This is a genomic window from Desulforhabdus amnigena, from assembly GCF_027925305.1.
GTDB lineage: Bacteria > Desulfobacterota > Syntrophobacteria > Syntrophobacterales > Syntrophobacteraceae > Desulforhabdus > Desulforhabdus amnigena.
The window spans coordinates 2720914-2735227 of the sequence record NZ_BSDR01000001.1 but is presented as its reverse complement, the minus strand read 5'-3'; the positions used below and the strand labels follow the sequence as shown (position 1 = coordinate 2735227).

Annotated in this window: 13 protein-coding genes and 1 riboswitch; of the genes, 5 read left to right on the top strand and 8 right to left on the bottom strand. The window is 52.3% G+C overall.

From position 1 onward, the window contains the following. Positions 1-18: 18 nt before the first annotated feature. From rseP to rpsB, 8 genes are all read right to left on the bottom strand, one after another. Positions 19-1107 carry an RIP metalloprotease RseP gene (gene rseP, locus QMG16_RS11665; protein ID WP_281794387.1) on the bottom strand — a complete coding sequence of 363 codons (1089 nt, stop codon included), beginning with the start codon at positions 1105-1107 and terminating at the stop codon, positions 19-21. 110 nt (positions 1108-1217) lie between these two features. Beyond that, positions 1218-2393: a 1-deoxy-D-xylulose-5-phosphate reductoisomerase gene (locus tag QMG16_RS11660; RefSeq protein WP_281794386.1), complete on the bottom strand. Its 1176-nt coding sequence runs from the start codon at positions 2391-2393 to the stop codon at positions 1218-1220. A gap of 6 nt (positions 2394-2399) precedes the next feature. Continuing rightward, entirely contained in the window at positions 2400-3236 is an 837-nt protein-coding gene (locus QMG16_RS11655) for a phosphatidate cytidylyltransferase (protein ID WP_281794385.1), read from the bottom strand. A gap of 81 nt (positions 3237-3317) precedes the next feature. Then, positions 3318-4064, bottom strand: a complete 747-nt coding sequence (gene uppS, locus QMG16_RS11650; protein WP_281794384.1) for an undecaprenyl pyrophosphate synthase — start codon at positions 4062-4064, stop codon at positions 3318-3320. A gap of 2 nt (positions 4065-4066) precedes the next feature. Then, a complete protein-coding gene (gene frr / locus QMG16_RS11645) occupies positions 4067-4624 on the bottom strand; it encodes a ribosome recycling factor (protein ID WP_281794382.1) in 558 nt (185 codons plus the stop codon). Beyond that, a complete protein-coding gene (gene pyrH, locus QMG16_RS11640; RefSeq protein WP_281794380.1) occupies positions 4614-5354 on the bottom strand; it encodes a UMP kinase in 741 nt (246 codons plus the stop codon). The genes frr and pyrH overlap by 11 nt, the downstream gene beginning before the upstream one ends. A gap of 161 nt (positions 5355-5515) precedes the next feature. Then, entirely contained in the window at positions 5516-6142 is a 627-nt protein-coding gene (gene tsf / locus QMG16_RS11635; RefSeq protein ID WP_373878739.1) for a translation elongation factor Ts, read from the bottom strand. A gap of 329 nt (positions 6143-6471) precedes the next feature. Then, entirely contained in the window at positions 6472-7272 is an 801-nt protein-coding gene (gene rpsB, locus QMG16_RS11630) for a 30S ribosomal protein S2 (protein ID WP_281797079.1), read from the bottom strand. Between the two features lie 250 nt (positions 7273-7522). Continuing rightward, a riboswitch (cyclic di-GMP riboswitch) is annotated at positions 7523-7608 on the top strand. Between the two features lie 374 nt (positions 7609-7982). Between rpsB and QMG16_RS11625 the strand changes: the two genes are divergently transcribed. From QMG16_RS11625 to aroF, 5 genes are all read left to right on the top strand, one after another. Continuing rightward, a complete protein-coding gene (locus QMG16_RS11625; RefSeq protein ID WP_281794376.1) occupies positions 7983-9443 on the top strand; it encodes a hypothetical protein in 1461 nt (486 codons plus the stop codon). Between the two features lie 64 nt (positions 9444-9507). After that, positions 9508-10092, top strand: coding sequence for a peptidase associated/transthyretin-like domain-containing protein (locus tag QMG16_RS11620; RefSeq protein ID WP_281794374.1), 585 nt, complete (start codon positions 9508-9510; stop codon positions 10090-10092). Continuing rightward, positions 10089-12230 carry a hypothetical protein gene (locus tag QMG16_RS11615; RefSeq protein ID WP_281794372.1) on the top strand — a complete coding sequence of 714 codons (2142 nt, stop codon included), beginning with the start codon at positions 10089-10091 and terminating at the stop codon, positions 12228-12230. The genes QMG16_RS11620 and QMG16_RS11615 overlap by 4 nt, the downstream gene beginning before the upstream one ends. Before the next feature lie 131 nt (positions 12231-12361). Further along, positions 12362-12655 (top strand): hypothetical protein, encoded by a 294-nt coding sequence (locus tag QMG16_RS11610; RefSeq protein ID WP_281794371.1) that lies wholly within the window; start codon positions 12362-12364, stop codon positions 12653-12655. A 627-nt stretch (positions 12656-13282) separates the two neighbouring features. Next, positions 13283-14305 carry a 3-deoxy-7-phosphoheptulonate synthase gene (aroF, locus tag QMG16_RS11605; RefSeq protein ID WP_281794370.1) on the top strand — a complete coding sequence of 341 codons (1023 nt, stop codon included), beginning with the start codon at positions 13283-13285 and terminating at the stop codon, positions 14303-14305. The last annotated feature ends 9 nt before the right edge of the window (positions 14306-14314 follow it).

The window sequence follows — 14314 nt, the reverse complement described above, 5'->3', positions numbered from 1 at the left end:
AAGGTTTTGAATGCCTGCCTACGGCATGAAATCGGGTTTATGGCCGGGGAGCAATCTCATGATATCGTTGTAAAAGACGAAAAGCATGAGAACGAGCAAAATGATCATACCGATCTTCTGTGCGGTTTCGATTTTCTTCTCGCTGAGAGGTCTCCCCATGATCGCTTCGAGAGTGAAAAACAGGATGTGCCCCCCATCCAGAACAGGAATGGGAAGCAAGTTCAAAACAGCCAAGTTGACACTGATGAGAGCCATGAAGTTGATCAGGTTGATGAAACCTTCCTGGGCCTGCTGCCCCGCCATCTGGGCTATGAGAATGGGGCCGCCCAAAGTTTTTACCGAGATGACGCCTTCAACCATTTTCACGACAGTAAGGAAAAACAGCTTGCTCAAGTTCCATGTCTGAAGGAGACTGTAATACCCGGCGTAAAGAGGATTGACTTTCTCGATGGCGACTTTGCCGGATGCCGTGACACCCATGACCGGTCGTTTGATCGGTTCACCGAAGAGATTCTTGACTTCGGTTACAGAGGGAGTCACTTGAAATGTCATGATTTTTTGATCGCGTTCTATCGTCAGGGTAAGAGGATTTTCCCCCGATCGTTCAATGATGCTCGAGAGATCATCCCATGTTTTTATGGGCTTGGCGTTGATGGAGAGCACCTTGTCTCCCGCCAGGATGCCTGCCTTTTTCGCAGGGGAGTTTGCAGCTACCGAACCGATTTCCGGGGTAAGCTGCGGAATGCCTGAAAAGGCATAGATCAGGGCGAAAATAAAGATGGCGAGGATAAAATTCGAAAGGGGGCCGGCCAATACAATGCAAATCCGCTTGAAAACGGGTTGGGCGGAAAAGCTGGTAGCGACTTCTTCTTCGCTCACTTCATCTTCCGCGCCTTCTCCCAGCATCTTCACATAGCCCCCCAATGGGATGAGGGAAAGGCGATATTCCGTACCTCCTCTTGTGATACCGATGAGCTTCGGGCCAAAACCGAGAGAAAAACGCAGTACGGTCACACCGGACCATTTGGCGACGAGAAAATGGCCCAATTCATGGACGAAGATCAGCACACCCAAAACGACAACCGTTGAAACAATCGCTGTCAGCAAGATACTGTCCTTATTTTAAATTAACGCCGATGACCCATGGTCGGTCATGAAAGTTAATCATAACATAATTTTCAAGAGGAAGTGAAATCAGCAACGATTTGTGATCCTGATCAACGCTTCGAGAGGCTTTGTGCCAGACGTCCAGCCTCTTCTCTTGCCCAGCGGTCCGCCTCGATGATCCTTTCAAGGGTGAGGGAGCCCGAGGCCTTATGCTTGTTCATAGTTGTTTCGATGAGATAGGGAATGTCGGAAAAGCCTATTTGCCCGTCGAGAAAAGAGTGAACTGCCACCTCATTGGCCGCATTCAAAACCGCAGGAAGCGTGGAACCCTTCTTGCTCGCATCATAGGCGAGACGAAGGCATGGAAATTTCTCCATATCCGGCGGATAGAAAGTAAGTTTTCCCAGACGGAAGAGGTCGAGATGAGGCCCTTGGACGGGGATGCGGTCGGGATAGGAGAGAGCATAGGCGATGGGGATTTTCATGTCCGGCATACCCAATTGAGCAATGACCGACCCATCGATGTATTCGACCATGGAATGGATGATGCTCTCGGGATGGATATGTACGGCGATCTGGTCCACTGGAACGTCGAACAGCCACCTGGCTTCTATGACTTCCAGGCCCTTGTTCATAAGTGTGGCGGAATCAATGGTGATCTTGCGTCCCATGGACCAGTTGGGGTGACAGAGTGCTGCTTCGGGTGTAACCTTTTCAAGCTCTTCTGCACCTTTGTTGAAAAAAGGTCCCCCGGATGCAGTGAGGAGAATGCGCTTGAGGGCACTGCGATGATTTCCCTGGAGAGACTGAAAAATGGCGCTGTGTTCACTGTCCACGGGGAGAATCCGAACGTTCTTCTCGGCGGCAAGGGCCATCACGATTTCACCGGCTATGACCAAAGTCTCCTTGTTTGCCAGCGCAATATGTTTGCCGGCTTCGATGGCCGCCAGAGTGGGCAGGAGCCCGGCAGCCCCCACCATGGCTGAGACCAGCATTTCGGCTTCGGGTATCGTCGCTACCCGTTTGTAGCCTTCGGGGCCGAATACGATCTGCGGGGGGGTGTTGAGATCCCTCAGGGATTGGCTCAGTTTATCGGCAAGCTCCTCGTCCATGACTGAAACCAGACGTGGGCAAAATTCTTCGATTTGTTCTCGAAGCAGTGTGATGTTGCGTCCGGCAGCCAACGCGGCTACCTCGAATCGGTCAGGAAATTGCCGAACAACCTCTAGAGTGCTTACTCCTATGGAACCCGTACATCCAAGAATAGTCAGATTTTTCTGGTTCATGATTTTCTATGGTAATCCTTGATCCAGCCACTGCAGGAAAAACCAGGTGGCGGGAAAAGCAAAAAAAAGGCTGTCCAGGCGGTCCAGCAGGCCACCGTGTCCTGGAAGAAGGTTGCTGGAATCCTTCTTGCCGTAGAGTCTCTTCATCAGGGATTCCACCAGGTCGCCAAGTTGCCCGACGATGGCGAGAAATCCGCTTAGAAAAAGGAATTCCCCGATGCTGGCGGTGCCAATGAAAAGAATGCCGAACAAGGTCCCGAAAAGGAGGCTGGCAAGCAGCCCCCCGGCCGATCCCTCCAGGGTTTTCTTCGGGCTGACTCGTTCATAGAGTTTATGCTGCCCCAGGCGTTTCCCTGTATAAAAGGCTCCCGCATCACTTGCGACGATCACGATGAGTGTAAAAAATATCCAGGGTCTTCCTTGATCGGCTTGTCCGATGAGCAATACATATGAGAGGAGGTAGGGGATGTAAAGCCAGCCCAGACTGAGCCGGGAGAGCTTGGCGATTCCCTGCGAATCCTGGGGAGAAAAGAAGAGCAAAGTGAGAAAGCCCGCAAAAAGACAGAAAACGAGGGCGCTATGGAGCCCGGTCGCACCTCCCATGGCCGCAGCCGATGGAAAGACAAGGCCCAGCAGAATATAACCGAATCTCCAGTGTTGAGGCAGCTCGGAAGGGAGAACCATCCTTTGATATTCCCAGAGGCCGACCCCTGCGGCCAGGCCCAGCAGGAGACACCAGCTCCAATACGGCCCGAAGGCCAGCAGAATGAGCACGGGGATGGCCATCGACAATCCCGTTACCAATCGCTGTTTATGAGAATTCCACTGGCGCCAGTCCCACATGAGTTAATCCTGAGAGGGTTTGATCCTGCAGAAAACGAGCGAGGCAACGCCTTGCCCGTGGGAAAAGAAACGTTTTCGAGATCAGTTTGCGAGTTCCCTTTTGACTTGATCTCCGGTTTTTCCAAAGCGGCGTTCTCTTCCCTGGTAATCGGTCAGCGCTTCCATAAACTGATTCTCGCGAAAATCGGGCCAGAGAATTTCGGTGGTGTAGAGTTCCGCATAGGCCAACTGCCAGAGCAGAAAATTGCTGACCCGGTATTCTCCGCCCGTACGAATGATAAGATCCGGATCGGGGTATTGGGCCGTGAAGAGATAGTTGGAAAAGAGTTCGGAGGTGAGATCGCCCGGCTGATGGCGGCCTTCCTGAACATCGATGGCAAAGAGTCGTGCCGCCCTCACGATTTCCTGCCGACCGCCGTAATTGATGGCGAGGCTGAGATTCAACTTGTCAAACCCGGCGGTGTGCGCCACAGCGGTCTGCAGCTTTTTGAAGACCTCTTCCGGAATACCGTCGGGGTCTCCGATGTGTCGCAGCCGGATTTCCTTATCTACCATCTCTGGGAGCTCGGATTCCAGGAAGCGATTGAGAAGGTGCCAGAGGGCTGAAACTTCCGTCAGTGGTCTTTGCCAGTTTTCTTTGGAAAAGGCATAGAGAGTCAGATAGGGAATTTCCAGTTTTCGGCAGCATCGCACCACTTCCCTGACGGAGTTGGCTCCCTCCTCATGGCCGAAAACCCGGTTTCGGAGTCTCTGCCGCGCCCATCGCCCATTTCCGTCCATGATGATTGCCACATGACGTGGAAGCTTATTGGGATCGATTCGATACATCCTCAAATTTCCAGAATTTCTTTTTCTTTGGCATTATAAATTTCATCGACCTTCTTGATGAATTCGTCGGTTATTTTCTGAGTCTCATCCTGAGCCTTGAACCCTTCATCTTCGGAGATCTCTTTTTCTTTCTTGAGGTCCTTGATCATTTCATTCACATCCCGCCGGATGTTGCGAACCGCCACTTTGCTCTCTTCGGCCATTTTCTTGGCGAGCTTCACCAGTTCTTTGCGGCGGTCGGCTGTGAGTACGGGAATGTTGATGCGAATGATTTTACCGTCGTTCATGGGAGTGAGCCCCAACTCGGATTTCAGGATGGCTTTCTCCACTTCGGCGATGACGGTAGTGTCCCATGGCTGAATCGTAATGGTGCGGGGTTCGGGGACCGTCAGTGTGGCCAGCTGATTGAGGGGGGTCGGTGTTCCGTAATATTCCACACGAATCCCGTCCACCAGAGAGACCGATGCTCTACCTGTACGCAGTCTCTTATATTCTTGTTCCAGGTTTTCCAGAGCCTTAGTCATACGATCCCGGGCATCTGCATAAATATCATTCAACATGGTCAAATCCCTCCACCACGGTTCCTATGGGGTCCCCTAAAATCACTCTCTTGATGTTGCCTTTCTTCAGCAGGTTGAAAACGATGATGCGCATGTTCTGGTCTCGTGCAAGAGATATGGCTGTGGCATCCATGACGCCGAGGTTTTTCTGGAGTACTTCAGAAAAACTGATGCGGTCGAACTTTACCGCCGAGGGATCTTTTTCAGGGTCGGTTGGATAGACGCCGTCCACTCGAGTGGCTTTCATCAGAACGGATGCGCCGATTTCGATGGCTCGAAGGGCTGCGGTTGTATCTGTCGTGAAGAAAGGAAGGCCGGTTCCCGCTGCGAAAATGACAACACGGCCTTTTTCCAAATGACGTATGGCACGGCGGCGAATGTAGGGTTCGGCCACTTCTTTCATATCAATGGCCGATTGCACGCGTGTGGCAATACCCACTTTTTCCAGGGCCTGCTGCAATGCCAGACCGTTCATCACCGTAGCGAGCATGCCCATATAATCGGCGGTGGAACGATCCATCCCGCGGGAGGCTCCGGAAACGCCCCGGAAGATGTTTCCCCCTCCAATCACCACCGCCACCTCGACCCCCAGTTCGTGAATTTCGCCAACCTGCTCGGCGACTTCCCCCAGCACATGAGAATCGATCCCGTAGGGTTCTCTTCCCATCAGTGCCTCACCGCTCAGTTTCAAAAGAATCCTTTGATACAGAGGTTTTTCCGTCTGATTCATTCTTGTATCCCTATGGCTTTATTTTGTCCACTTCTTCCCCGTGCCCGTCCTCATGAGAGGAAGGGCACTGAAATTTTCTTACATCCGGTGCGGGGAGAAGAATTCACAGGGCTGCGATGGATTCCTTCCGACGCTGTGATGATGCAGTTGCATCCGGCGGACTATTCGCCCAACTGATACCTGGCAAAGCGGCGGATAATGATCTTTTCCCCAATCTTTGCCACCAGTTCGTTCAGGTAGTCCTGAATCGTCTTGTCGGGGTCCTTGACATAGGCCTGCTTCATGAGAACGGATTCCTCGTAAAATTTGCGCATCTTGCCCTCGACCATTTTTTCGAGGATATTTTCGGGCTTGCCGGATTCCCTTGCCTGCTCCAGGTAAATGGCGCGTTCTCTTTCCACTATATCCTGGGGGACATCTTCTTCGACGATGGCCAAGGGGTTTGCGGCTGCAATGTGCATGGCCACATTCTTGGCGAATTCATTGAAATCTTCGCTCTTGGCGGCAAAATCCGTTTCGCAGTTGACTTCGATGAGGACTCCTATGCGCCCCCCTCCATGGATGTAGGAGTGGATCACCCCTTCCATGGCTTCCTTGCCAGCGCGTTTCATGGCCTTGGCCAGACCCTTCTTGCGAAGCAGGTCGATGGCTTTTTCCATGTCGCCGCCGGTATCCGCGAGCGCCTTCTTGCAGTCCATCATACCGACGTTTGTCTTTTCCCTCAGTTCCTTGACCATTCCAGCTGTGATTTCCAAGAGATTCCTCCTTGAATATTCTATGTAACCCATGAGCGAGATCTGAACGATCTTCAACATTTTCCCGGATGAGAGTTGTTTGCAGTAAAAGTCATCATAACTTCAGCATTATTTGTGGGTGGGGCAGGAGTCTCACACCACGCGGCGGCCCGGATCGGTTAAGGGGGACTTGAGCGGTCCCCTCCCTGAATGAAGATTCCGAACCCAATCCCGCCTTTTTACCTGCACACAATCTTTCCATAGCCTGGTAGGAAAATTGGAGAGGATCTATCAACAATGCATTTCATACAGGAGACCCGAAAACTTGAAAAAGAGACCCCGGAGGGGGTCTCCATCAGGTTGCTCAAGATCGGAGATCGTTTCTATTCGTTTTTGGATTCTTCGCTGACGATTTCTACTTCAGGCCCGCTTTCTTCTTCCTTGAGGATTTGACCTGCTGGAACCTCTTCCAGGGATTCCATGCCCTTGTCCTGTTCAGCCTGCTGCTTTTCGGCAAATTCCCGTCTGCCATCGATGCATGCGTCGGCGATTTTGGATGCCATGAGGCTGATAGCGCGAATGGCATCGTCGTTGCCGGGAATGACATAGTCGATCATGTCCGGATCACAGTTGGTATCGACCACGGCGACAACGGGGATACCCAGGCGGTTGGCCTCCTGAACAGCGATGTTTTCCCTGTGAGTGTCCACGACAAAAAGAGCTCCCGGCAGCCGGGTCATCTCCTTGATGCCCCCCAGGTTCTTTTCCAGCTTGGTGCGTTCATTCAACAGCTTGATGACTTCTATCTTGGGAAAGCGGTTGATGCTGCCATCTTCAACCATCGCATCCAGCTCTTTCAAACGGTCGATTCTCAGCTTGATGGTTTTGAAGTTGGTGAGCATCCCGCCGAGCCAGCGTTGATTGACATAGTACATCCCGGCCCTTTGGGCTTCCTGGGCGATGGTATCACGGGCCTGCTGCTTGGTTCCCACAAAGAGTACGCTTTCTCCGGCCGCCGCGGTTTGTGACACAAACCGGTAAGCCGTGTGAAAAAGCCTGACCGTACGCTGCAGGTCGATGATATAGATCCCGTTGCGCGCACCAAAGATGTAGGGTTTCATTTTGGGGTTCCAACGGCGTGTCTGGTGGCCGAAATGAACACCCGCTTCCAACAATTGTTTCATACCCACTACTGCCACATTCATCTCCTTCTGGTTGTGACCTCCACCCCCTTTTGAACTTCCCGCGAACCATCTCGTCGGGCACCAAAAGGTTTGAGGGGGTGTGCGGCTTAAGTAAATCGCACCCTTCTAACATGTTTGGAGAAAAGGAGGCAACAGAAAAAACAGTCTATTCGCCGACCTCCGGAATGACCTTGAAAGTTGATTTCAAGAGCCTCATATAGTAAACGTGAATTATCAATTTTCTTCACTCGTTTGAAAAAGGCAAACCATTCGAAAGAACGGGACGCAAAGCTTCTGACCTAAGTCCTTAGGGGATAGGGTAGCAGGGTTGCCGGGCGAGCACAGCACCTCCGACCTGTGCCGCACATTTGGTGAGCAATATGTGGTCGGTCTGAGGGGTGTTGCCACCCCAACATTTTTTTTCGCATTTAAATTCATCAACACGCTGTCCTGCATTCAGCATCTTTGCTGACTCTCTTTTTCCGCTTTCGTCCGGCCTGCCTTGTGCTGTTTTTGTCTGGAGACGCTCTCTGGATCGAGGCCGATCTGCCTTTTTATGCTGCCCTGCCCCTATGGTGAAATCCGTCAACCGAGTGCAGTGATCCCGATATGAAGAAAGCTTCTCTCGCCGTGTACCCTTTCCTGACGAAAGGTTTCAGTTCATTCAGGTCAATGACTTCTTTCCGAATTGTTCCAGGAGGAGAAAAACCATGCTCAAGAAGTTGCTTCGTCTGCCCGTCATCCCTTTATTTGCGATCTTTTTCATTCAACCCGTCTTGGGAGGGGAGTCCACTGTTTTTGGGCCTGCCTGTTTTGAACGCGGTGCAGGCACGCCGGCAACCGAAAGCAAGACATTCGTCAGTCCTTTCAGTGGCCCCGGTTATGTTCTGAAAGTCCATAACGGCGATAATCAAAGTGAAAATCGCACATCCGGCGCCACCATCGCCTTGAATGGACAGACGGTCGTGAAACCCTCAGATTTCAACCAGCAGATCGAATGGATCGAACGAATGGTTCCTTTAAGCCTTACCAATGAATTGGCTGTAACCCTCGCAGGACCTCCCGGAAGCTTCATCACACTCACCATCACGGGGGAACATCCAGTGCCCGAGGTTAGTCTTTCTGGCTTTCCTGAAACGATCCACAGAGGGGACCCCACCACCTTGAGCTGGAATTCGACGAATGCAGCAAGCTGTACGATCGACCAAGGCATAGGAAATGTTCCTCTGACGGGTTCGGTCAGCGTCTCTTCTGCCCAGACCACCCGTTACACGATCACGGTCAAGGGTCCTGGAGGAACGGCAACAGCCTCTGTGACCGTCACGGTAGTGAGCCCGATTTCACTGGCGATCACCTCTCCTTTGGATGGCGAACCGGTGAGAGGCGCCAAGGCGCTCGTTGAAGGAACCATTGTTCACAGGAAAGGCGCCGAGACCGGAGTTACCGTTAACGGAGTTCCGGCCGTCATCTACGACGGCAAATTCATTGCAAACGAGGTCCCGCTCCAGAAAGGGGAGAACTCGATTACGGCCGCTGCAACTGATGCAAATGGCAACAGCCTGAGCGCATCGATCACTCTGAATGCCGAGACCTCGGCCGATTGCGTCAGGATCGAATCCGTCGCCTACTGGGGTGTATCGCCATTTGAAACGACCCTGATCGTCAGGGGCGCGCACCAGGAGCCGTCTCTCACCCACACCGGCCCCGGACCGGTTGAATTCCTTTCGAGCACAAATGAAGAAGAATACCCGATAAGGATCACTACGGAGGGCGTCTATCATTTCACCGCAGAAGCCCCGGACGCTCAGGGTGAGACGTGTTCGAATACCCTCGCAATCGTTGTGCTCAACAAGGCTGATCTGGACGGGCTGCTTCGGGCGAAGTGGAGCGGCATGAAGTCCAAGCTGGCCCTCGGGGAAATCGAACAGGCCCTGAGCTATTTCCGGGAGGGGTCGAAAGAGGATTATCGGCAGATTTTCACCGCTCTTGCTGCCAATCTTCCCAGGCTCGTCTCCGGCATGCAGGATATCGAGATGATCGGTGCCGAAGACGGTAGAGCCAAATATCGGATCAGACGGGTTCATGCCGTCGATGGTAAGCCGGTGACCATCACGTACAATATCTACTTCATATTGGATGAAGACGGACTGTGGAAACTGGATCGGTTCTAGCGGAATGGAGCAGATCCCCCTTGAACGGCAGGGGGAGGACCGGCAGGGGAGAGGAGATCGTGCGATGCGTCATAAAACGAAGATGAGGCTTGTCTGGATCATTCTGGCAGGGTTAGTGCTGACGGCGGTCGGTCCCTGTACCATAACCCACAAGTATGGCCCCTACTCCGGAAAAGTGATCGAGAAAGAGACGGGGGACCCCATAGAGGGGGCATACGTGCTGATGATCTTCTATACGGAGATGTATACTCCGGGGGGGTTCGTAAGCAAATTCGTCGAGACCAGGGATGCCACGACGGACAAAAACGGCGAATTTAAAATAGGAGCTTACAGGGCATGGGCTTTCAGGTTCCCGCAAAGATGGAAGAAGGATTGCTTCGTTACGATCTTCAAGCCGGGTTATGGAGCCTTCCCTAACAATGCTAGTCTCATACCGGAGTATATTCCATTCTATTCAATTCCAGCAAAGGACCATGTAAAAGTCTCATTGCCAAGATTAAGAACATACGAGGATCGGTTGAATAATCTGCATTCCATCCCACCTGTTGGTATACCTGATGAGAAACTAAATAGTCTAATGAAGTTGATAGATAAAGAATACAACAACTTAGGATTTGGAAACAGGGATCGAAAGGGGATGAAGAGATGAAGAGCCGTTTTAGGATGCTTTTGCTGGTCAGCCTTTTGTTTCTTGTTCAGAGACAACCATTTTCCTTTGCCTATGATGTGGATGTAGTGCATCCCAACATAAATCAGGTTGCTGCCTCCAAATCTAATTTGGATACGTTTATGAAACGTCAGCTTGGCTTTGGGGCTGGCATAGAAACCGAGTTCCAAGGTAAGAAAGTCTGGATATGGTTCAGAGAAGGAGGCAGTCTTGAGGATGACGATGCCCGCTGGTTGAACCATTTCCACGACCCGCTGAAGTCATGGGATAGCTCGGGGCTGGATATGCCTTTATTTCCCACGGGTATATCATCACTGGTCTGGGCGCAGAGCTCGGATGATCCGGAAGGTTACACCTACAACGGATTTTCCTGGATTGCGGCAAGGAAGTCATACTACAGGGCTCTTATCACTGGTTCCGAAACCGATTGGGCGCTCACTTTTCAGGCAGTCGGGCGGTTGATGCATTTGGTTTCCGACGCTGCCGTTCCCGCACATGTGAGGAATGACCCGCATCCCTCTGGCGATCCTTACGAGGCATGGACAGCGGCCAATGGTAAGATGGATGACGATCTTAACTCTAAGCTTAACTACAAGAGTCCCTATCCCGTCGATACCGGCATATTCAACAGAGCGGTCCACGATTCCACATCCGATTCCCTGGCGCCGGTATCCATCTCCGCTTTATGGGACCAGGATGTCTATGTTCCGGGAGGGAGCCCTTCAGACGGTCTTGTGGGCCTTGCCGAGTACACGAACGCGTATTTCTTCAGCGAGGACACTAGAACCCATGAGTATCCGCATCCCAACTTAACGGATACCGATTTTCCTTCTACTGATTGGAGAAATCCGGAACAGGTCGATGAGAAGGATGGCGTCATCGAGAATAAAATCTATCTGCATCACTTAACGACAGATAGACCGTATCGTGTTGCCGCAGCAAGCTATTGGTTGTGGGATTGTCTTCCGCCTCAAACTTGTTGGGGCTATAGTTGGCTCCTCGATGACAAGGTGTATGAAGACTATGCGGGGAGGCTTATCCCCCGTGCGGTAGGCTATTCGGCGGCGCTCCTCGATTATTTTTTCCGCGAGACGATAGAAATCACCGCCGGCTCGGACGGAATCTATGCGCTCTACAACCCCAATGACCCCGCAGGAGACTTCGGGGGATTCGGAACGATTACCCTCAAGGCACGCAACAGCAGTGCGTATGCTGGCGAGGTCATGAGTGACGGGACAATTGAGCTCATTGTCAAATACAGGGTTGCCACAAGCGATCCCTTTGTTTCGGCCTGGGTTCCTGTGAGCGAACCGCTCCCGAACATTGTCGCTCCCGAGAGAAACGGAGTCCGTTCGATCCCGAACGACCACTTTGTGGAACTTGTATTCGATCTTCCACAAATCATACCGAAGGAGGCCACGGACCTCTATATCCAGGTAATCTACAAGGGCGTCATCGGTGCGGAACAGGAGGGCGTGGCCATGGGATTCAAGGATATCGGCGAACCGACCCCCTACGATATCTTCAACAATATGGACTGGGTTTGTATCAACGGTTCCTGGATCCCCGCAGGAAGCCAAACTGCTGTAAACCTGGCCGATGCCGATGGAAACGGGAGAGTGGATTCGAATGAGTGGGATATCTTCCCTCACGACTTGAACAATCTCGGTGTCAGGTATTTCCCTTCCGATGCTCCTCTATACCCTCCTCCGGCTCATTTCAGTGTCGTCACCCTTGGACCCGGCCGGTCTTACCGCGTATTCGTCCTTGGCGATGCCTATTTTGGGTCCGGCGTATCGTCATGCTCCAACAGCCCAACCAGTTCGTATGGTTGTATCGACCATGGCCGGCACGGCGGCTTTCTTGGGACAGTCAGGGTCTACCCCAGCTTGAAACGTCAGACGGATTGGTACTACAAACCGGAGGAATGCGCCCCTTACGGTTTGAGCCCACCCTGTGAAGTGTCCTGGTGGCCGATGTTTTTAACATTCAGAGGAAAAGACGGTTTTTGGGCGCTTAGAAATCATTACCAGATCTTCCCGCCCGGCAGCGCCTGCTCCTGGGACACGCTGCTCCCAACGCCGCCGCAACCGGGACAGAGTCCGTGCACGGGGCAGTGATCGTCCTGAAAGGACTCTCTACGATTCATCCCTTGGAGCAAGCCGGCTCGCTTCGATCGAGCCGAGCCAAATGGCCGAAAGTCAAATCGAAATGCGTTCACAGACAACTGCCTTCAAGAAAGGAGTAACCCATGTATAAGCTCATGGCCCTGATCACGCTGCTGATGCTCACGCTCTCTTCTCCAGCCTACTGCAGGAAATTCAAAGTGCGGAGTGTCGAACATCCCTCCAGAAAAGCCGTTCTGGTTGACAACGATACGGGAGAGGAATGGCTTGTAGGGGAAGGAGACAGCATGGAGGGATGGATCGTCCGTAAGATAGGCCCAACCCACATAATCCTTTTTCATCAGATAGATGAACATCGGGGAGAAAAGGTGATGGTACCTGCAGTACCCATGGTTGAAGAGGCAATCCCTACAAGGTGAGAATCTCCAGTAGAACCATAGATTGCCAGGGGGGCCTGTGCCTGGGTTCAGTAAGCAAGGAACGCCCATTATGGTATGATTTTTTTGACCCTTTACCCAAAACACAACCATCGAGTACTCATTGGGGCCTGATGTCCCGAACAAAATGAACTACCAGTAACATTTTGCTCCGACCCGTGATGCCTGGTTTCAGCAGGGCTCCCCTTTCGCCTCCGGGGAGCACTATATCGAATATCCAGGGATTGAAAAAATGGTTGACAAATTTTATTTGTTTTGGTTACAGTTATCCAAAATGTCAAAACTTAAAAAGGATTGAATGAATGTCTGAATGTCTGATCACGAAAACCTGTTTTTGGCGTTGGTGGCGTAAATCCGGCAGGGAGGTGTGCGCCGTCAAGATCTAGCCTGATCAGAATATCAGCTGAATGAATAGATCATGGGGACTGTGGGCCACACCTGGCTCACAGTCCTTTTTTTGTTTTTCCAGAGGGGATTGTGGGAACTTCACACAATCCCCTCTTTCTTTTTGTGATTTTGGAAAACTCAAAGGTTTACCGGGTGGCGCCGCAGGACCTGGACAAAAGAAAACAAGCCGTTAACGAAACATAAACGCAGGGGAGTCAAAAGATGCTGATCGTCATGAACAAAAAAGCTTCACCTTCGGAGATCGATGCAGTGGTATCCGTCATAGAGGCAAAGGGATACACGGCGCGGCCCATGCCGGGGGGGCAGAGAGTGGCCATATGCGTGCTGCACAATCCGGGACCGGTGGAAGCCGGCCCTTTTCTGAGTATGCCGGGAGTCAAGGAAGTCATTCCCGTGACCCATCCGTACAAACTGGTGAGTCGTGAATCCCAACCCGAGGATTCGGTCATTGATGTCGGCGGCGTGAAGATCGGCAACGGCCACCTGGTGATGATCGCCGGCCCCTGTGCCATCGAGAGCGAAGAGCAGGCCCTGACCATCGCTCACAAGGTCAAGGCGGCGGGAGCGGAGCTCTTCAGGGGGGGCGCCTTCAAACCCAGAACGTCTCCCTATGCATTCCAGGGACTCGGCGAAGAAGGCTTGAAGATCCTCGCCAAAGTCCGTGCGGAAACGGGCATGCCTGTTGTGACGGAAGCCATGGACCACGATGTGTTCGACCTGGTGGAAGAATATGCCGATGTGATTCAGATCGGCACGAGGAACATGCAAAATTTCAGCCTGCTTCGACGCGCCGGCCGGGCCAGGAAGCCGGTCGTCCTCAAACGCGGCATGGCCGCTACCATAGAAGAATGGCTGATGGCCGCCGAATACATCATGGAAGGCGGAAATTCCGACGTGATTCTCTGTGAGCGGGGAGTACGCACTTTCGCGCACCACAGCCGAAACACTTTGGACCTTTCCGCCATTCCGGTGGTTCGCAAGGAAAGCCATCTTCCCATCATCGTGGATCCGAGCCACGCAGCCGGACGCCGCGACCAGGTGATCCCCTTGAGCCGGGCTTCCGTTGCCGTGGGGTGTCACGGATTGATGGTGGAAGTACATCACCAGCCCGAAAAGGCTCTGAGTGACGGGGCTCAATCGCTCTATCCCGAACAGTTTGAAAGCCTGATGCAACAGATCAAACCCATTTTTGAAATCTTTCGCCCCCTGGGAAACCTGGATTGATTTCCAGGA